Annotated in this window: 16 protein-coding genes; 5 read left to right on the top strand and 11 right to left on the bottom strand. The window is 62.5% G+C overall.

Annotated elements, in window-relative coordinates; genetic code table 11:
- The 3 genes from M5C01_RS26110 to M5C01_RS26100 form a co-directional block, all read left to right on the top strand.
- Nucleotides 1–303: transketolase C-terminal domain-containing protein (locus M5C01_RS26110; protein ID WP_283094130.1), on the top strand; the 303-nt coding region annotated here is incomplete at its 5' end.
- Entirely contained in the window at nt 300–2,012 is a 1,713-nt protein-coding gene (pgi, locus tag M5C01_RS26105) for a glucose-6-phosphate isomerase (protein ID WP_152741469.1), read from the top strand. The genes M5C01_RS26110 and pgi, both read left to right, overlap by 4 nt.
- A 92-nt stretch (nt 2,013–2,104) precedes the next feature.
- Nucleotides 2,105–3,733: a methyl-accepting chemotaxis protein gene (locus M5C01_RS26100; protein WP_152741468.1), complete on the top strand. Its 1,629-nt coding sequence runs from the start codon at nt 2,105–2,107 to the stop codon at nt 3,731–3,733.
- 21 nt (nt 3,734–3,754) lie between these two features.
- Here M5C01_RS26100 and M5C01_RS26095 read toward each other — a convergent pair whose 3' ends face one another.
- The 8 genes from M5C01_RS26095 to M5C01_RS26060 form a co-directional block, all read right to left on the bottom strand.
- Nucleotides 3,755–4,981: an MSMEG_0569 family flavin-dependent oxidoreductase gene (locus M5C01_RS26095; RefSeq protein WP_152741467.1), complete on the bottom strand. Its 1,227-nt coding sequence runs from the start codon at nt 4,979–4,981 to the stop codon at nt 3,755–3,757.
- Nucleotides 4,982–5,013: 32 nt separating this feature from the next.
- Nucleotides 5,014–5,340 (bottom strand): MSMEG_0570 family nitrogen starvation response protein, encoded by a 327-nt coding sequence (locus M5C01_RS26090; protein ID WP_152741466.1) that lies wholly within the window; start codon nt 5,338–5,340, stop codon nt 5,014–5,016.
- A gap of 1 nt (nt 5,341) precedes the next feature.
- Entirely contained in the window at nt 5,342–6,370 is a 1,029-nt protein-coding gene (locus tag M5C01_RS26085; protein WP_152741465.1) for a sll0787 family AIR synthase-like protein, read from the bottom strand.
- On the bottom strand, nt 6,363–6,923 hold the full coding sequence (locus M5C01_RS26080; RefSeq protein WP_152741464.1) for an MSMEG_0567/Sll0786 family nitrogen starvation N-acetyltransferase: 561 nt from the start codon (nt 6,921–6,923) through the stop codon (nt 6,363–6,365). The genes M5C01_RS26085 and M5C01_RS26080 overlap by 8 nt, the downstream gene beginning before the upstream one ends.
- A gap of 14 nt (nt 6,924–6,937) precedes the next feature.
- Nucleotides 6,938–8,038 carry an MSMEG_0568 family radical SAM protein gene (locus M5C01_RS26075; RefSeq protein WP_152741463.1) on the bottom strand — a complete coding sequence of 367 codons (1,101 nt, stop codon included), beginning with the start codon at nt 8,036–8,038 and terminating at the stop codon, nt 6,938–6,940.
- Entirely contained in the window at nt 8,031–8,987 is a 957-nt protein-coding gene (locus M5C01_RS26070; RefSeq protein ID WP_152741462.1) for a Nit6803 family nitrilase, read from the bottom strand. The genes M5C01_RS26075 and M5C01_RS26070 overlap by 8 nt, the downstream gene beginning before the upstream one ends.
- Nucleotides 8,988–9,099: 112 nt before the next feature.
- On the bottom strand, nt 9,100–9,582 hold the full coding sequence (locus tag M5C01_RS26065) for an MSMEG_0572/Sll0783 family nitrogen starvation response protein (RefSeq protein ID WP_152741461.1): 483 nt from the start codon (nt 9,580–9,582) through the stop codon (nt 9,100–9,102).
- Nucleotides 9,583–9,841: 259 nt separating this feature from the next.
- Nucleotides 9,842–10,291 (bottom strand): hypothetical protein, encoded by a 450-nt coding sequence (locus tag M5C01_RS26060; RefSeq protein WP_152741460.1) that lies wholly within the window; start codon nt 10,289–10,291, stop codon nt 9,842–9,844.
- 405 nt (nt 10,292–10,696) lie between these two features.
- Here M5C01_RS26060 and M5C01_RS26055 point away from each other — a divergent pair, with 405 nt between their 5' ends.
- Both M5C01_RS26055 and M5C01_RS26050 read left to right on the top strand, forming a co-directional pair.
- On the top strand, nt 10,697–12,589 hold the full coding sequence (locus M5C01_RS26055) for a sigma 54-interacting transcriptional regulator (RefSeq protein WP_152741459.1): 1,893 nt from the start codon (nt 10,697–10,699) through the stop codon (nt 12,587–12,589).
- Between the two features lie 188 nt (nt 12,590–12,777).
- Nucleotides 12,778–14,406 (top strand): NAD(P)/FAD-dependent oxidoreductase, encoded by a 1,629-nt coding sequence (locus M5C01_RS26050; RefSeq protein ID WP_248764411.1) that lies wholly within the window; start codon nt 12,778–12,780, stop codon nt 14,404–14,406.
- Nucleotides 14,407–14,479: 73 nt separating this feature from the next.
- Here M5C01_RS26050 and M5C01_RS26045 read toward each other — a convergent pair whose 3' ends face one another.
- The 3 genes from M5C01_RS26045 to M5C01_RS26035 form a co-directional block, all read right to left on the bottom strand.
- Nucleotides 14,480–15,928, bottom strand: coding sequence for an aldehyde dehydrogenase family protein (locus M5C01_RS26045; RefSeq protein WP_152741457.1), 1,449 nt, complete (start codon nt 15,926–15,928; stop codon nt 14,480–14,482).
- A 117-nt stretch (nt 15,929–16,045) separates the two neighbouring features.
- Complete coding sequence (locus tag M5C01_RS26040) at nt 16,046–17,062, bottom strand: NAD(P)-dependent alcohol dehydrogenase (protein ID WP_152741456.1); 1,017 nt, start codon at nt 17,060–17,062, stop codon at nt 16,046–16,048.
- A 73-nt stretch (nt 17,063–17,135) separates the two neighbouring features.
- On the bottom strand, nt 17,136–18,248 hold the full coding sequence (locus M5C01_RS26035; RefSeq protein ID WP_248764410.1) for a serine hydrolase domain-containing protein: 1,113 nt from the start codon (nt 18,246–18,248) through the stop codon (nt 17,136–17,138).
- Between the last annotated feature and the right edge of the window lie 99 nt (nt 18,249–18,347).

Raw genomic sequence — 18,347 nt, 5'->3', positions numbered from 1 at the left:
CTGACCGAGCAGGGCCGCAAGGTTCGTGTGGTGTCGATGCCGTGCACCAGCATTTTCGATGCCCAGGATGCGAGCTACAAGCAGGCGGTGTTGCCGCTGCAGATCGGAGCGCGCATTGCCATCGAAGCCGCCCATGCCGACTACTGGTACAAGTACGTGGGCCTGGAAGGTCGTGTGATCGGCATGACCACCTACGGCGAGTCGGCGCCTGCGCCAGCCTTGTTCGAACACTTCGGCATTACCCTGCACAACCTGCTTGAAACAGCGCAAGCCCTGCTGGTCAAGCCGCGGGTGGGGGAATGACCGTACAGGCGCCGCAACTGGCGCCTGACGGACACTACCCGGCCAAACACTATCTGCACCCCCTCGATGCGACCGGCCTGGCCTCCTGGCAGGCGCTTGAGGCGCATCGGCTGACCATGCAGCACTTCAACATGCGCGAGGCGTTCCAGGCTGACGCCGGGCGTTTCAACGAGTTTTCCGTTTCCGCTTGTGGGCTGTTCCTGGATTACTCGAAGAACCTGATTACCCGGGAAACCCGCGGGTTGTTGGTCCGCCTGGCGCGGGAGGCCGGGGTGGCGCAAGCGGTCCAGGCGATGTTCGACGGTGAGCCGGTCAACGCGTCGGAGCGCCGCCCGGCACTGCATACCGCCTTGCGCCGACCGGTGGGGGATCGGGTGATGGTCGACGGACATAACCTGATGCGCGATGTCCACGACACCCTGGCAAAAATGACCGATATTGTCGGCCGCATTCACAGCCGGTTATGGCGTGGCTACAGCGACAAGGCGATCAGCGATGTGGTCAATATCGGCATCGGCGGCTCTTTCCTGGGGCCGGAGCTGGTGTCCGAGGCGCTCTTGCCCTACAGCCAGCAGTCCGGGGTGCGCTGCCATTACCTGGCGAATATCGACGGCAGCGAGTTCCATGAGCTGACGGCGCGGCTGGATGCCGAAACCACGCTGTTCATCGTCTCCAGCAAGTCCTTCGCCACCCTGGAGACCTTGAAGAACGCCCAGGCTGCGCGCGCCTGGTTCCTGAGCAGCGGCGGTAACGAGCATAAGCTCTACCGGCACTTTATTGCCGTCACCAGCAACCGCCAGGCGGCGCTCGATTTCGGCATCCGTGAGAAGAACATCTTCCCCATGTGGGACTGGGTCGGTGGCCGTTATTCGTTATGGTCGGCGATCGGTTTGCCGATTGCCCTGGCCATCGGCATGACGAATTTCAAGGAGTTGCTCTCCGGTGCCCATGCCATGGACCTGCACTTCCTCCATCAGCCGTTCGAAAGCAATATGCCGGTGCTGCTGGCGATACTGGGCATTTGGTATCGCAATTTCTGGGAGGCCCAGGCCCATGCCTTCCTGCCCTACGACCATTACCTGCGCAACTTTGTCAAACACCTGCAGCAGATGGATATGGAGTCCAGTGGCAAGAGCGTGCGCCAGGATGGCTCGCCGCTGTCCTGCGCTACCGGGCCGGTGATCTGGGGCGGTGTCGGCTGCAATGGCCAGCATGCCTATCACCAATTGCTGCATCAAGGCACGGCGTTGATCCCTGCGGACTTTATCGTTCCGGTGGTCAGTCACAAGCCGGTCGCCGACCATCATCACTGGCTGTACGCCAACTGCCTGTCGCAGAGCCAGGCGCTGATGTGCGGCAAGAGCCTGAAGGAGGTCGAGGTCGAGTTGCGCGCCAAGGGCCTGTCGAAAGCCAATGTGCAGCGCCTGGCACCGCACAAGGTGATCCCGGGCAACCGTCCCAGTAACACCCTGGTGATGGAGACTCTGGATCCCCGACGTCTTGGCGCGTTGATCGCGTTGTATGAGCACAAGGTTTTTGTGCAAGGCGTGGTGTGGGGCATCAACTCTTTCGATCAGTGGGGCGTGGAGTTGGGCAAGGACTTGGGCACGAACGTCTACACCCGCCTGACCGGCTTCGATATTTCTCCCGCCGACGATGGCTCGACCCAGGGCCTGGTCGACTACTTCCGCCGACGTCATCGCGGTTGAGCCAGACAGTCCTCCGCGGGCGAGCAACAGGTTCAGGTTGTTCGTCCGCGAGGGCCGGCGCTCGTGCCCAATTTATTTGCCTGGAGTGATATATGCTTCTCAGAAAGCTGAATCTCGCGCCGCGTTCGGTTGTTTGTTTTGGACTTTTTTGCCTGTTGATCATTGGCATGGGCTTATTCGCCTTGAGACAGGCCTCTGCACTGAATGATGCTGAAGGCCTCGTCGAGGGCAGTGTCCTGCCGACTGTCCAGGTCCTGGGAGAACTCGATAAAAATGTTGTCCTGGTCCGCACTGACAATGCCCACTTGCGTAACCCGCTCGAAACCGAAGAAGTCAATGCCCATAGCCTGGAGGAGATAGCGGTGCTACGTGTTAGTACCGGGGAGAAGATGAAGCGCCTGTCAGCGCTGATTGTGACGTCGAAGGATCGAGCGTTGTTCGACGAGTTGGAAGCCAGCATACGGGCCTTCAATGTCATCGAAGACCAGTACCTGGCCTTTATGACGGCCAACGATTTGATCGGCGCCAATCGCTTTACCCAGGCGCAGGTGCGCCCCAGGATCGACAAGGTGTCCTCCGGTATCCGGGCCCTGATCGAGCAGGGTCAACTCAAGGCCAGGGATGCCGGCGAGGCGGCAAACGCTGTCTATCGGCAAACACGGATCATGGTCAGTGCGCTGATCCTGGTGTCATTGATTGCCACGCTGCTGTTGGCCTGGCTGTACACCCGTAGTGTCATGGCGCCTCTGAACCAGTCCCTGGAGATCGCCCGGCGTATTGCCCGTAACGATCTCAGCCAGCCCATTGTGGTGAAAGGCTCGGATGAACTGGCGCAACTGTTGCTGGCGCTGGCCACCATGCAGGCCAACCTCCGCGAGACCATCACCCGGATTGGCGGGTCGTCGACCCAGTTGGCCGCGACCGCCGAGCAGCTGCAGGCGGTGACGGAGGAGGCCGCCAGGGGGATGGTTCGCCAGGACAATGAAATCGCCATGGCCGCCACGGCGGTCACCGAGATGAGCGCCGCGGTCGATGAAGTGGCCAGCAACGCGGCGCAGGCCTCGGCTGCGGCGACCACCTCAAGCGTGACGGCTTCGAGCGGTCGCAGTCGCGTTGATGACACCCTCGGCGCCATTGGCCTGATGGTGTCGAGCGTGCAATCCACGTCCAGTGATGTGAAAAGGCTGTCGGTGATGGCCGTGGATATCAGCAAGGTGATGGATGTGATCCGCGCCATCGCCGAGCAGACCAATCTGCTGGCCCTGAACGCGGCGATCGAGGCCGCCCGTGCCGGCGAGGCCGGGCGCGGTTTTGCGGTGGTGGCGGACGAGGTACGGGCGCTGGCCCATCGTACCCAGGTCTCTACCGAGGAAATCGAGACGATGATCGGCGACATCCAGTCCGGGACCGGCAATGCCGTGGCGTCCATGGACCAGACCACCGTGCAGGCGGAAAAAACCTTGCGCCTGGCCGAGGCCGCGGGCCAGGCCTTGAGCGAGATCACCGAGTCGATCCAGCAGATCAACGAGCGCAACCTGCTGATCTCGACGGCGGCCGAGGAGCAGGCGCAGGTCGCCCGGGAAGTGGATCGAAGCCTGGTCAGCATTCGTGACCTGTCGGCGCAAACGGCGACCGGCTCGCACCAGACGTCCATTGTCAGTGGCGAGCTTTCCCGGCTGGCCGTCGGCCTTCAGGGGCTGGTCGAGGATTTCAGACTGTAAAGAAAGGGGTGGGCCGATCCATCAGCCTTGTCGCGCCGCCAGGTGCTCCACCAGGTATTGCGCGTCCCGGGCAATACCCGAGAACCTGCCGGAGCCCCAGGTGTGCAGCCAGGGCAGGCCGAGGAAATACAAACCCGGTTGCGCGGTAACCCCACGGCGGTGGCCGGGATAGCTGCGGCCGTTGAACACCGGTACATCGACCCAACTGAAGTCCGGTTGGAAGCCGATACACCAGATGATGCTGGTGATGCCGCTGTCCGCCAGGTCCAGTTCGCGTCTTTCGGCCTGGGGGGCCCAGAGCGGGATGTAAGGCGTGCCGGGCGGTGCATCGATGGCGTTATCGGCAATGTATTTGTCGATACTGCGGTTGATGCGGTTGTACACCGCGTCGGCGGCATCCAGGTTGGCTTCCAGGTCGCCGGCGAATTTCAGTGTGCTGCCGTCCAGGCGGTCCAGCCGGCCGAACAGTTCCATGCCTTCGCTGGCGAAGCGTCGCAAGTCGATATCGCGCCCGCCGTCACGCCCGGTGACGTAATGGTTGGTGTTATCGCGTACGCCCTCGCGCAGTGGATGGGTGTCGACGCCGATATCGTAGTAGCCCATCTGCGCCAGCCAGTCGACCACATCCTGGCCGCGATAGAAGCGGGCGCAACGCGGCGCTTCGCCGACCGCCAGGAACACCTTGCGCCCGGCCAGGTGCAGGTCCTCGGCGATCTGCGCCCCGGATTGCCCGGAACCGACCACCAGCACCGCGCCTTCGGGCAAGGCCTGGGGGCTGCGGTACTGCTCGGAGTGAATCTGGCTGATCGCGGCAGGCAGGCGTTCGGCCAGTCGCGGGATGATTGGCGTGTGGTAGCCGCCGCTGGCCACAATCACCTGGTCGGCCGTGAAGTCCCCCACCGAGGTGTTGAGCAGGTAGCCACCCTCGGCGCGTGCGCTCATGCGCAGCACCGCCACCCCTTCCTTGGCCGGAGCCTTGACCTTGGCGATAAAACCGTCGAGGTAGTCGATGATCTGGGCTTTTTTCATGAAGCCATGGGGATCGTCACCCGCATAAGGATGGCCGGGCAGGGCGCACTGCCAGTTCGGCGTCACCAGGCAAAAGGCATCCCAGCGCTGGTTGCGCCAGGTGTGCGTCAGGCTGTGTTTTTCCAGGACCAGATGGTCGATGTCCCGTTCCTGCAGGTAATAGCTGGCGCAAAGTCCGGCCTGGCCGCCGCCGACGACGATGGTTTTGTAGTGTGTCATGTTGAAATCCTCCTGAGGGATGAGCGGAGCGGTCAGAGATCGCCAAAGCCTGAGTAGTGAACCTTGCCAGCGCCCTGGTTGCTGATGTCCAGTACCTGCACTTGCGCGTCCGGATCGGCAAAGGCCCGGGCCCTCAAGCGCAGGCCGCCCAGGCTGTCCATGGCCGAACTGCAATAGAACCCCTTGACCAGTCTGACCCGTTCCGAAGCCGCGTTCAGGCCGGTTTCCGCCCGGTGCAGAAACTCGCCCATGACGTAGGAACGGCCTGCTTCGAGGTGCTCGTAGATGATGGTCGAGGGGGAGTAGGCGTTGCTTTCCTGGCCATCGGGCCAGCGCAGGCGAATGTTGACGGCGGGCATGTCAGTGTTCCTTTGAGACGGCTGAATGTTGGAATTCGGGGTAGCTGAATCCGGTGAAAGGCTGGCTGGCCAGGTCCCAGAACTCATGCTGTTCCTTGCCCTGGCTGACCCGCAGTCGGGCGCTGTCATCGACCGTGCCGATGGCGGCGCAGTGAATGCCTTCGAAGGCAAAGGCGGCCTCGACGGTGGCCAGGTCCTTGCGCGCCAGGGTGAGCAGGAAACCGTAGCTGGGGAAGGCTTGCAGCCAACGTTCCAGGGGCGCACCGGCGGGCATGGGCAGGGCGCCGAGGTCGATTTGCGCACCGCAGTGGCGAGGCTCCAGCAGCATCAGCAAGGTGCCGAGAATCCCGGCGTTGCTGATGTCCTTGGCGGCCAGCAGGAGACCGGCTTCGGCCAGGCGCGGGATGACTTCGAGTTTTTCCCGCAGGTGCTCGGCGGGCACGTTTTCGAAGGCTTTCCAGTAGGGCGCTTGACCGTGCCACTGGCCGTCAAGGTCCACGGCCATGGCGATGATCTGGCCTGGTGCGACGTGCAGGGTCGACAACAGACTGCGGGCCCAGCCGCTGATCGCCACCGCCAGTGCCGCCGGGTTGCCCGCGGCCTGGCTGGTGTGGCCGCCGGCGAGGATCAGGCCGTAGGCCTGACAGGCATCACGGATACCGGCCAGCACGCTGTCGGCGGCCAGGCTGTCATGGTGCCAATAGGCGTTGACCACGGCGTTGGCGCGACCGCCCATGGCAGTGATGTCGCTGACATTGGCCATGACCGCCGACCAGCCGGCGAACCAGGGCGCCTGTTCGACAAAGGCCGGGATCATGCCCTCGATGGCGAGCAGTTGGTACTGGTCGCCGCAGCGAATCGCCGCGGTGTCGTCGCCTGGCAAGGCGTAGAGATCGTCGCGGCTGGCCGCCGTGCTCGGCAGTGCCCGCGCCGGGTGCTGGATGGCTTGCTTGGCACGCATCGCCGGGGTGTCGCGCAGAGTTGCCAGCAGGTCTTGCAGGGGCGTTTCGGCGAGTGTCGGATTAGCCATGCTGGCGGACCTTGCGGGGCAACAGCGCGACTTGCCGTGGCATGAAGGGATAGCACTCCAGCCGTGCCTGCATCAGACAGTGCGGCTGGCCGAGCAAATCCATGGGTTGCAGGGTCCGCCAGTGCAGGCTGTGGAAGTAGCTTTCGTTGGCGTGCTGCACGGTGGCCAGGAAGGTCTGGCAGCCGAGGTCGATGGCCCGCGATACGGCTTCGTTGACCAGCGCCTTGCCGATCATGCCGTGACGCCGGTAGGCCTGCTCGACACACAGGCGCCCGCCATACCAGACGCCGGGGGCGCTCTCATAGATACGAACGGCGCCGACCACCTGCTCGGGCATGCCGCAGTGATGGGCCACGGCAACGATGGGGATGGCCTGGAAGTCCTTTTCGTCCTTGTCCTGGGCCAGCAGTTGTTGCTCGGTGCTGAATACGGCTCGGCGCAACGCGTAATAGTCCTGGCGCTCCCAGGCTTCGGCGGCGGGCTTGACCAGCAGGTCGTCGGCGAGAAAGTCACTGAAGGTGCTGTCGATCAAGGCAAAGGCATGTTCGGCCATGGCGGCTACTCCGGTTACTCGTGGTGTTTCAGGGCCGAGCAGGCGCCGCATTTGGCGCAGCCGGCGTTGATCTGATCCGAGTGCAGGCCGTGCTTGCGCAGGCTGGCGCCGATGCGCGGATAGAGCCGTTGCATGAAGGCGCTGTCGGGCTTGGGGTGATGGGCCAGGGGCGTGCCATCGATGGGCACGAACGGCACGACGAAGGGGTACACCCCGAGACTGGCCAGGCGTTCGCTCATCTGCGCGATGGCGTCTTCGCTATCGCCCAGGCCGGCGAGGATGTAGGTGCTGACCTGGCCGCGGCCAAAGACCTGGACGGCGGCCTCGAACGCGCTGAAGTAACGTGCCAGCGGCACCTCGGCCTTGCCCGGCATGATGCGTTGGCGCACGGCGTCGCTGACCGCCTCCAGGTGCATGCCCAGCGAGACCACGCCGCTGTCCTTGAGGCGCTGGAACCAGACATCGTCGTCCGGCGGCTCACATTGGGCCTGAATCGGCAGGTCGACGACGGCGGTCACGGCCGCCGCCGACTCGCAGAGGATGGCCGCGCCCCGGTCGGAGGTCTGTGGGGTACCAGTGGTCATGACCATGTGCTTGACGCCATCCAGTTCGACGGCGGCCTTGGCGACTTCAGCCAGCTGTGTCGGGCGCTTGCGGGCAATGGTCTTGCCCGCGGCGAGAGACTGGCCGATGGCGCAGAACTGGCATGAAGTGGCGGCGTCGTTCATGCGGATGCAGTGCTGCAGGATCGTGGTCGCCAGCACGTCCTTGCTGTGCAGGGTGGCGACTTTCCAGTAGGGCGTGCCGTCCGCGGTGCTCAGGGCATAAAAGTTCGGCACCCCGGGCAATTGCACCTGGCCCACCTGCAGGCCTTCGCGAAAGATCAACGCCTGGCTCCCGGCCGCATCGGGAATGGCGGAGTAGGGCGAGTCCAGGGAGGCGCGGTTGAGCATCGGCACCATGGCGGTGTGTTCGCCCAGGCTCAGCGCCTTATGGTCCGAAGGCCCGGCGCCACCTTTGCGCGACAGGCCGTCGGCGCCTTGCCAGCGCACGCCGTGGCATTGCAGTTCGGCCAGCAGGTCACTGCGGGCAGAGGACGCGATCAGGTTATTCATGGGCCTGCCCCTCGAAGCTTTCGCGCCGCTCATGCAGGTGTGCGGTCGGGCGCCGATCAATCAGTAGGCTGAGCAATTCCGGGCGGCTGTAATGCCCGACCGAGTCCATCATCCGCTTGCGTTTATTGATCAGGTTGAAGTCGAGGTCGGCAATCACCACGCCTTCACCACTGCGCAATGGCTCACCCAGCAGCTTGCCTTCCGGCGAGACAATGGCGGTGAAGCAGCCACCGGAAATCGGCTCCAGGGCACAGCCGGTGTCGGCCATGATCCGGGCCTGTTGTCCGGGGTCCAGCCACGCCGTGGCATTGACCACGAAACAGCCGGATTCCAGGGCATGGTGGCGGATGGTGACTTCAATCTGCTCGGCGAAGATCTGTCCGACCAGGGAACCGGGGAACATCGCCGCGTGGATTTGCTCGCCGTCGGCCATCAACGCATAGCGTGCCAACGGGTTGTAATGCTCCCAGCAGGCCAGCGCACCGATGCGCCCTACGGCACTGTCGGTGGCGCGCAGGCCGGCGCCATCGCCTTGGCCCCAGACCATGCGCTCGTGGTAGGTGGGGGTGATTTTGCGGCGGTGTTGAATCAGCGTGCCGTCGGCATCGAACAGCAACTGGGCGTTGTAGAGCGTGCCGCCGTCCCGTTCGTTGACGCCGATGCAGGCGACGATCCAGGCTTCCCGGCAGGCCTCGCCCAGTTGTCGGGTCACATCGGACGGCACGCTGACCGATTGTCCCAGCAGTTGCAGATGTTCCCTGCCCATCGCGAAGGGCGGTTGGACAAAGGAGAAATAGGGGTAGTAAGGCACCACGGTTTCCGGGAACACCGCGAACTGAACGCCCTCGCGGCCCAGGTCCAGGAGCGTGCTGCAGAGCTTCGCCACCGTGGCTTCACGGGAATACAGCACGGGGCTGAACTGGACGGCGGCGGCGCGGATAGTGGGCATGTCAGAGATTCCTGTCGGGAGATCGGCTGTTGAATGGCGTTGGACGTGGCGATGGCGTTCGAACGCGCCATCGCACGCAAACCCGGTTCCTTTTACGAGTCCGGGGGCTGCCTTACGCGGTCCAGGTATCGATGATCATGGCGCCGTCACGCCGCATCAGCAGGCGCAGATCCATCACGTCCAGCGGGTTGATGGGGCGGATGCCTTCGATCAGGGCTTTTTCGGTCTGGCCGTAAAGGGCTTGCAGGGCGAAGCGACAGGCGTAGACCTCACCGCCTTCGGCCATGAAGGCCTTGATCTGGTTGTTCACGGCCAGATGGCCGGGGAAGGCTTCGGCGCCGAGGGTCGGAAAGCCGCGCTGTACGCCCAGTTGCACGCCAGGTCCGTAGAGCAGGATCTTGGTTTCGAAGCCTTTGCGCAGCAGGCGTTTGGCTTGCAGCAGGTTGACCAGGCCGATGGACCCTTCGAAGGCGATGGTGTGGAAGGTCATCAGGGCCTTGGCGCCCGGTTCGGCTTTGACGTCTTCGAAGACTTTCTCTTCGTAGTTGACGAGAAAATCGCCGTCCTGGTAATGGGCAATGTCCACGTTTGGCATGTTGTCGTCTCCGTTAGGGTTGCTGTTATCGATGGCCGGGAGTGGCGGATCGTTGCAAGGGCTAGAGCGAAGGACGTGCCAGTTTTTTAGGGCGCCTGAAGGCTGTTTTTATCTGTTTGAAAGATATAGATATTTTTTAATTTCAGGACGACTTCGAAAGGATTTTGAGCCATGGATCGGCTACGTAATTACGTAGTAATACGATTTTTCGTAGTGGGTTCGACGAGAGTTCGTATCGTGGGGCGAGTGACTCGGTTCCTTAAGGGGCCGACGGCTGCAACGCTTGGGCGTTGGGATGAAATAGCGGGCCATAGTAGGCGCGACCACTATAAAGGTGCGGGCCGAAGGCAAAGCCTTTCTCCAGCATCGTGTTCATGTCGGCCTCGGTGATACGCATCACGTAACTGCGTTCGGTGGTGATCAATGCGCAGTTCGCCCCCTGGGCTTCGCGGATATTGAACCACTTGCCAGGATCGGCGTGTCCGCTGGGAAACCAACGGCCGTGGTAGTCCACTCGCCATTCGCCGTCGAGCAGGATCCAGTAGTCCGTGGCCGAGGTGCCAGTCCGATCGCTCTTGGCGACGACCGTTGCCTCCTCGGTTTCCCATTCCTGCGAATGATCGATCACCCACTGCAATTGCTCAGTCGACAGCGCCGTGAAAAACGGCGTGTGCCGCAGCAGATGCAGATACGTAATGGAGGGTTTCATGGTCATCTCCTGTGTGGCATCGGGGCGTCGTGTTGCACTGCATGCTACAAGCGTTATCGCTGTGAGCAGTCCAAGGGTTGCAATCAGCAGGCACCGACGTATCGCCGCCCTGCCTGGGTGTGGGGTGAGCGTCATTGCGGTTTGGCTGGCGATCGAATGGGCATGTCGTGTTTCCGGAGGAGGGTGGGCGAGCGGGCGCCATGGTGAACCGTATTTTCAAAAAAATAATGAGGTTGAAACGGACAACATCATTCCATTTTTCTCAACTATCGGGTGTCGCTTGATACGGGTTCGATTCCCGCCTCTGATGGGCTTTTTTCAGATCAATCTGATCCTATCGGGAGGTTACGAATTTCCGTATAAATAGGCTTCTTCGACATCAGACGGTTACGGGATTTCGTAGGCATGAGCGACACTGACTTCCTCAACGGCTGGGCCGACCTGGCCTATTCCTCCCGCCATATGGTGTTCGAGCATTGCGCCGAAGCCATCGCCTTGCTCAATCCCTATGGCGACCGTTTCGGCGATTTGAACATCGCCACCTGCCAGTTGCTGGGTTACCCCCGCCAGGAGTTGCTGGAACTGCCGGTCAGCAAGCTGTTCGGTCATCAACTGGCGGACCTGATCGTCTTTACCCAGGCGGTGATGGACAAGGGCCGTGGTTGGACCGACGGGCTCAGTTGCAACTGCAAGAGCGGAGAACGCATCGAGCTCGAAATATCCGCCACGCAACTCCTGGTCAAAGGCCAACCGCAGCTGATCCTGGTGCTGCATGAGCAAAGCCGGCAGCGCTACCATCGCGACCAGGCCGAAACCGAACGCACCATGCGTGGCGGCCTCCTCGAGTGGCGCAACATCATGAACCTGTTCCAGGAAACCGAGCGTGACAAGCAGTTACTGCTCAGTTCGGTGGGGGATGGCATCTACAGCATCGACAGCGAAGGGCTGGCCACCTTCGTCAACCCGGCCGGCGCGCGCATGCTGGGTTGGGCTCCCGAGGAGATGATCGGCAAGAACATCCATCGCATCCACCACCATTCCCACGCCGATGGCAGCCACTATCCGGTCGAAGAGTGTCCGATCTACAAGGCGGTGCATGACGGCCTGGTGCATGAGGGGCGCCAGGAGGTGTTCTGGCGTCGGGATGGCAGTTCCTTTGCCGTCGAGTTCACCAGCACGCCGGTGATCAGCGACAGTCGGATTGTCGGGGCGGTGGTGGTGTTTCGCGATATCACCGAGCGGCGCACCACGGAGCTGCAACTGCAGAACGCCCTGGCCGAATTGCAGGCCCTCAAGCAGCGCCTCGAAGAGCAGAACGCCTACCTGCAGGAAGAAATCCATATCGAGCACAACTACCGCGATATCGTCGGCCAGAGCGAGCCGATCCTGAAGATCGTCCGACAGATCGATGTGGTCGGCCCCACCGACGCCAACGTGCTGATCCATGGTGAGTCCGGCACCGGCAAGGAGCTGATTGCCCGGGCCATTCACCAGGCCAGCAAGCGCCGTGACCAGCCGCTGATCCGGGTCAATTGCGCGGCCATTCCGGCGGAGTTGTTCGAGAGCGAATTTTTTGGTCATCTGCGCGGGGCCTTCACCGGGGCGGTGCGCGACCGGATCGGGCGCTTCGAGCTGGCCGATGGGGGTACCTTGTTTCTCGACGAGATTGGCGAAATTCCCCTGGAGCTGCAGAGCAAGCTGTTGCGCGTGCTGCAGGAGGGGCAGTTCGAACGGGTAGGGGAGGAGCGTACCCGCAGCGTGGATGTGCGCATCATTGCCGCCACCAATCGCGATTTGCGGGCTGAAGTGCAAGCCCGGCGTTTTCGCGAAGACTTGTTTTTCCGCCTGAATGTGTTTCCCGTCCATTCGCCGAGCTTGCGCGAGCGGCGCTCCGATATTCCCTTGCTGGCCTCGCACTTCCTCCAACTGATCGGGGCGCGCTTGAACATGCCCGGGCACCGTCTGAACAAGGGCGACATGGCCCGCCTGCAGGCCTACGACTGGCCGGGCAATATCCGTGAACTGCAGAATGTGATCGAGCGTGCGCTGATCACGGCACCCGGAGCGGAGCTGAATATCGATCTGCCCAATGCCGTGGTGCCCGGCAAGGCGCCGCTGGCCGAGCTCAATTCGCGGATCATGACCGAGCAGGAACTACGGGCGCTGGAGCGCGACAATCTGCGCGCGGCGATGGCGGCCTGCAGCGGCAAGTTGTTCGGCAAGGACGGAGCCGCCGAGCTGCTGGGGATCAAGCCGACGACCCTGGCGTCGCGCTTGAAAAAACTGGGCATTGCCTAGAGGGCGGCCTGGTTTGTCGGCCGGATTGCCCGCCTTGAACATGCTGTATTCCTGGCTATCGATAGGAAGTGAATTTCATACCCGACCCCTAATCCCTCCTGGGGATTGGCGCTAGTGTCACTGCAAAATCGCGCCCCCTGGAGTAGAAAATGCCGCCGATCGATCGTCGAGACTTCCTCAAGGCCGCAGTGGCCATTCCGGCGGCGTTCGCCGGTCTTGCGGATCCCGCCCTGGTCAACGCCAGCGATACCCCGCAGGCAGCGGTAAAGCGAACGCCACTACCCTCCGGGCAGTTCGACTATGTGATTGCCGGTGCCGGCCATAACGGCCTGGTCTGCGCCGCTTATCTGGCCAAGGCGGGCTACCGGGTATTGGTCCTCGAAGGCGATTCGGTGATCGGCGGTGGCTGCAAGACCACCGAGCCGCTGCTGCCCGGTTTCAAGGAAGACCTGTGTTCCAGCGTCCACGGCGTTATTCTCAACAATCCCCTGATCCGTGACCATGAACTGGACCTGGCGCAATACGGCTACGAACTCCTGTACCCGGACGTCGTGTTGCACTATCCGTTCCTGGATGGCGCGTCCTTCACGGTGTTCCGCAATGATGTAGAGCGTACGGCCGCTACCATTGAGCAGGTATCAAAAAAGGATGCCCAGACCTTCAGGCGTGCAGCCACGGCCCGTGCCGGTCTGTCCGCAATTACTGCCGAAGCGGCGGCCCGTTCGCGTGACGGGATCTACCTGCGTCGACTCGGCGAGATGAGCGGCTTCACCGCCGCCAAGGCGGTATGGGAAAGTCCTCAGATGCGTGCGGCGGCGCTGTCGGGCGGGCGGTTTTTCGGGCCGAACGGCAGTGATTACGGCACCGGCAAGCAGGCGTTCTCGATGCTCGATCACCTCAAGGGGCGGCCCATTCCCAAAGGCGGCTCCGGGATGTTGAGCGTGGCGCTTGGGCGTTTTATCGAGGCGCACGACGGGGTCATTCTCACTGGCAAACCGATTGTCCAACTGGTGATAGAAAACGCTGCATGCAAAGGCGTCGAGTGCGCCGATGGCACGCAATACCGGGCTAGCAAGGGGGTGGTTTCCAGCATCCATGTCAAGCACCTGATCGATATGGCTCCGCGTGAACTGTTTGGTAGCCCGGTGCTCGATGGCGTCGATCTCATGCAACCGGAAATGGCCATGTTCCAGTTTCATTTTGCTTTTTCGCAGCAGCCTGAATATGCGCTGGCCTCAGGAGGAACCATTGCCAGCGTTGAGGCGTCGTTGATGGAAGACCCCGCGAGCATCTTCACCCTCAGCCCGGACGACGCCCATGGCGAGCTGAACATTGCCGACTACCCGCTTCAGGTGTGTCATCCATCCGTTTTCGACAAGACGCGGGTGCCGGCCGGGCAGGGGTTGTTGAAAATCGAAGGCTGCATGCCCTACAACCTCAAGGCCGGGCCGGAGCACTGGGATAGGATCAAGGACCAAATCGCCGATACCGTTTTGACCCGCTACATGGGTTACACGACGAACCTGACCAAGGATAAGTTGCTCGCCCAATACCTGCTGAGTCCTTTGGATATTGAACGGATGAACCCTTCGATGTGGCGCGGCAGCGCGCATCATTTCGACAATCGCGGCGGGAACTTCGCCCCTTGTCGCATGGGCATCCTCGGGCTTTATCAAACAGGTGCCTGCACGGCTCCCGGCGGCTCAATCAGCGGTTTGCCGGGACGCAATACGGCGCAGGTCGTGTTGCAGGACCAGGGGCTTGATCTAAAAGAAGTGGTCGGCAGGCAAACGCCGAACCGCCAGGCTTCGACTTAGTCGGGCGTCCGGCGGTTCGGCGTTTGCTGTGCGGACGGCGTTCCATGTGGGCGCCGCCCATTATCTGGCCTGTTTAGCGTTGGCCGAAAACCTGCAGAATCTGTTTGTACTCCATGAAGTCATCCAGGCTAGCCAGGCCACCGAGGCGGCCTTGTCCGCTGTTCTTGAAACCGCCTTCTTCGAACTCGACTTGCATGCCGGCCCAATCGTTGATGCAGATGTGACCGGCATCGAGCTGACGTGCCACGCGAATCGGCTGGTTGACGTCGCGGCTCCAGATGCAGGCGCTCAGCCCGTATTCGCTGTCGTTGGCCATGGCGATGGCTTCAGCTTCGGTGTCGAACACTTGCAGCGTCTGCACCGGGCCAAACACCTCGTCCCGGGAAATCGCCATTCCAGCAGCCGGCACTTCCAGCAGTGTCGGACGGTAGAACGCGCCACCGGCCAGCAGGCCTTCGCTGATCAAGCCACCACGAACGATGGCTGTGGCGCCGTCGTCGAGCGCGACCTTGACCATCTGATCCACCCGTTCGGCCGCCTGGCGGTCGATCAAGGGGCCCATCTGGCTGGAAGGGTCCGCGGCCGGCCCCGGTTGCACGGCCGCCAGTTTTTCCGCGAGCCGCTCTTTCAGTTTTTCCGCGATGCCGCGCTGCACCAAGATTCGGCTGCCGGTCACACAGAACTGACCGGCAAACACCGTCGAGGACGCAACGATGGCGGGCACGGCGGCTTCAAGGTCAGCATCGTCAAACACCAGGTGTGGGGTCTTGCCGCCCAGTTCCAGGCCGATGCGCTTGAACTGCGCGGCGCCGGCAATGGCGATCTGGCGCCCGGTCGAGGTGCTGCCGGTGAAGCTGATCACCGGAACGTCAGGGGAATCCACCAGAAACTTCGCGCCTTGCGCGCCGCTCTCGACAAAAATATTGACCGCGCCCCGGGGAATCTCTGGAACGCTGGCCAGTATCTGCGCGGACAGCCAGGCGGTCTGCGCCGCTTGGGCCGGCAGCTTGACCACGGCGGTACACCCGGCGGCCAGGGCGGGGGCGAGGGCGCGGATCAGCAGAAACGCCGGAGAGTTCCACGGCACGATCAGGCCTGCCACGCCCACTGCCTGGCGCAGCACCATGGATTGGGTACCTGGGCGCGGTTCGGCCACTCGACCAAAGGTGTGCAGCGCCAGGCCGGCGGCAAAACGCAGGGCGCGGACGATCTGCATGGCTTCGAAACCGGCCTCGGTTTTCAGCTTGCCGTTCTCGGTGGTCAGGCAGTCGATCACCTCTTGCGAACGACGCTCGTAGGCATCGGCCAAGTGACTGAGGGCGGTGGAACGCAGCATCGCGTCGACTTTCCAGTCGCTTTCGAGAAAGATCTGCCTGGCGGCCGCCACGGCCTTTTTCGCTTCGGCCAGGCCACCGTCATAGAACGTGGCGAAGGCTTCTCCAGTGGCCGGGTTGAGGCTGTCGCGCAGTTGCCCGCTGTCCATCCACTCGCCATTGATCCAGTGCTTTGCTAGCTGTTCCATGTGAAAACCTTTGCAAGGGTAAAGAGGTAGAGAGTGCTGATATTGGTGTTTTAATTCAACAAAAATCTGACATTGTAGGATTTAGTTAAATTATCGCCGATATAAATCGCCAACCGATCATCGAACCTTGATCGCGACCTTTCCGAAGTGCTGGCCTGATTGCAGGTATTCGTAGGCGGCAACGGCTTCATCGAACGGGAAGACCTTGTCGATGGTCGGCACGATCCGGTTGATGTCGACGAAGCGCACCAGGTCTTCGAGCATGGCTCGGCTGCCCGCCGTGACCCCCACCAGCCGTTTGGCGCCGCCGATCAGCATGCCGGGTTCGATCGATACACCACCGCCACCACTGACTCGACCAATGACGACGACGGTTGCGCCAGGACCGGCGGCTTTGAGCGAGCGGGCCAAGGTGTCTTCGCCACCGACTTCGACCACCAGGTCGACGCCGCTGCCGGCGGTCAGCCGCAGGACTTCGTCCTGCCATTGCGGTGTTGTGCGATAGTTGATCGTGGCGTCGGCACCGAGGGCTTTGACCCGTTCGAGTTTTTCGTCCGAAGACGAGGTCACGAGGGTGAATAGACCCGCGGCCTTGGCCAGTTGCAGCGCCCACAGCGATACACCGCCGGTGCCGAGGATCAGCACGCTTGCGCCCGGCTTGGCGGCTCCGGCAACAAACAATGCGTTCCAGGCGGTCACGCCCGCGCAGGACAAGGTCGCAGCCTGCGCCGCGCTCAGGCTGGCGGGGGCTCGCGCAAAAAACGTCTCGCTGGCGACGATTTCCTCGGCGAGGGTGCCGTCGAATTGAGCACCGAACGAAACAGCGGTCTTGTCCAGTGACAGTGCACCGTCAATCCAGCGTGGGTAATAACTGGTGATGACGCGATCACCGACCTTGAAGCGAGTGACCGACTCGCCCATTGCGATGATTTCCCCGCAACCATCCACCATCGGGATGATCGGCTCGCTCGGCGGGTTATAGAACTGACCCCGGGCGAAACTGAGGTCGCGGTGATTGAGTGAGGTCGCCTCGATTCGCACTTTGATTTCGTGAGCGTCGGGCGTGCGGGCGCTACGCTCGACGGGTTCGAGCCCGACAATGCCGCTACCGGCGAGGATTTGATAAGCCTTCATTGGGTGTCCTTGATGTCGATCAGGTGATGGATTCGAAGGCCACGGCATTGACCGTGCGAGCCGTGGCGGCGAGTCAGGCCGAGTAGGCGGCATGACGCAGTGCGCTGGGGAAGTCCCCGCTCATGCCGGCGACCGCGGTATTGGTCAAGGTGACGACACTCAGGCGCTGCACGGGGTCGACCCAGAAGTTCGTGCCGTAGACGCCGGCCCAGTTCCAACTGCCGGCCCGCAGGGGCAATTTCGCCGCCAGCGGATCTTTCAGCACGGCCACGCCGAGGCCCCAGCCAAACCCCGGACCGGCCGCCGCGACCGGCAGATCGCCAATGGCATTGCGCGTCATGACCGCCATCGTGTCCGGGCGGATGATCCCCGCGCCGCCGGTACGGATCGCTTCGACGAAGCGCAGATAATCCCTGGCGGTACCGACCATGCCGACGCCGCCCGAAGGAAAGGCGTCACTGTCGAAGGCCCGGGCGGGTGCATAGGCAATCGCACCGGGGCCGAACCGAAGCGAAAATGGGTCGCTCATGCGCTTGGGCCGAGGCGATGCATCACCGTAGGGGGTGGCCAGCACGGTGCCGGGGGAGGCCACGAATTTGAGGCTGGAAGCACCCAAGGGGGTGGTAACGATCTTGCCTACCGCTTCGGGTAAGGTCATGCCGGTCACCTGCTCGATGACTGCGCCGAGCACATCGATGGCAACCGAGTAGTGCCAGCCGGTTCCCGGCTCGAAAAGCAAGGGCGCCGAGGCGATGCGTCGAAGATTCTCTTCGAGGGTCAGGCCGGATGCATCCAGCCCGTCGGAAACGCCGAGCCGATGGTAGGCCCCGTCCGGCGTTTCAAGAAAACCATAGGACAGGCCCGCCGTATGGGTCAGCAAATGGCGCACGGTGATGACCGGTTCGCGTCCGTCCGCGAGCTTCGGCCGAAAGTCGGGGAGCCAGCGGGTCAGCGGATCATCCAGGGTGAGTTTGCCCTGGTCGATAAGGGCCAGAGCCGTCACGCAGACGATGGGCTTGGTCATCGAGGCCAAACGACAGACTTCGTCTTCTTTCATCGGGCGCCGGGTTTCCCGGTCGGCGAAACCGGCCGCGCGCCGGTAGACGACTTCGCCGTCTTTCGCGGCAATGACCGTTGCTCCGACAATCTGGCCACGGCTCACGGCGTTGAAGATAACCTCGTCCATGGCCTCGGCTCGATTCCACGCCGATTGCCCTGTGGCCGCCGCCAGGGCTTTGGAGAGGGGGCTGGCAAGTGCCGCGCCCAGACCACCGATGGAGGCCGT

This window comes from Pseudomonas sp. MWU12-2319, from assembly GCF_023242525.1.
In the GTDB taxonomy this organism is placed as follows: Bacteria; Pseudomonadota; Gammaproteobacteria; order Pseudomonadales; family Pseudomonadaceae; genus Aquipseudomonas; species Aquipseudomonas gingeri_D.
The sequence above is the reverse complement of the archived record's forward strand: the minus strand, read 5'-3'. Positions and strand labels throughout refer to the sequence as shown.

What these genes read in the sequence shown, in the direction of transcription:
- M5C01_RS26055 (WP_152741459.1), top strand. Translation starts at nt 10,697, where the DNA reads ATGAGCGACACTGACTTCCTCAACGGCTGGGCCGACCTGGCCTATTCC.
- pgi (WP_152741469.1), top strand. Translation starts at nt 300, where the DNA reads ATGACCGTACAGGCGCCGCAACTGGCGCCTGACGGACACTACCCGGCC.
- M5C01_RS26100 (WP_152741468.1), top strand. Translation starts at nt 2,105, where the DNA reads ATGCTTCTCAGAAAGCTGAATCTCGCGCCGCGTTCGGTTGTTTGTTTT.
- M5C01_RS26080 (WP_152741464.1), bottom strand. Translation starts at nt 6,923, where the DNA reads ATGGCCGAACATGCCTTTGCCTTGATCGACAGCACCTTCAGTGACTTT.
- M5C01_RS26085 (WP_152741465.1), bottom strand. Translation starts at nt 6,370, where the DNA reads ATGGCTAATCCGACACTCGCCGAAACGCCCCTGCAAGACCTGCTGGCA.
- M5C01_RS26045 (WP_152741457.1), bottom strand. Translation starts at nt 15,928, where the DNA reads ATGGAACAGCTAGCAAAGCACTGGATCAATGGCGAGTGGATGGACAGC.
- M5C01_RS26065 (WP_152741461.1), bottom strand. Translation starts at nt 9,582, where the DNA reads ATGCCAAACGTGGACATTGCCCATTACCAGGACGGCGATTTTCTCGTC.
- M5C01_RS26090 (WP_152741466.1), bottom strand. Translation starts at nt 5,340, where the DNA reads ATGCCCGCCGTCAACATTCGCCTGCGCTGGCCCGATGGCCAGGAAAGC.
- M5C01_RS26035 (WP_248764410.1), bottom strand. Translation starts at nt 18,248, where the DNA reads ATGGACGAGGTTATCTTCAACGCCGTGAGCCGTGGCCAGATTGTCGGA.
- M5C01_RS26070 (WP_152741462.1), bottom strand. Translation starts at nt 8,987, where the DNA reads ATGCCCACTATCCGCGCCGCCGCCGTCCAGTTCAGCCCCGTGCTGTAT.
- M5C01_RS26040 (WP_152741456.1), bottom strand. Translation starts at nt 17,062, where the DNA reads ATGAAGGCTTATCAAATCCTCGCCGGTAGCGGCATTGTCGGGCTCGAA.
- M5C01_RS26095 (WP_152741467.1), bottom strand. Translation starts at nt 4,981, where the DNA reads ATGACACACTACAAAACCATCGTCGTCGGCGGCGGCCAGGCCGGACTT.
- M5C01_RS26075 (WP_152741463.1), bottom strand. Translation starts at nt 8,038, where the DNA reads ATGAATAACCTGATCGCGTCCTCTGCCCGCAGTGACCTGCTGGCCGAA.
- M5C01_RS26060 (WP_152741460.1), bottom strand. Translation starts at nt 10,291, where the DNA reads ATGAAACCCTCCATTACGTATCTGCATCTGCTGCGGCACACGCCGTTT.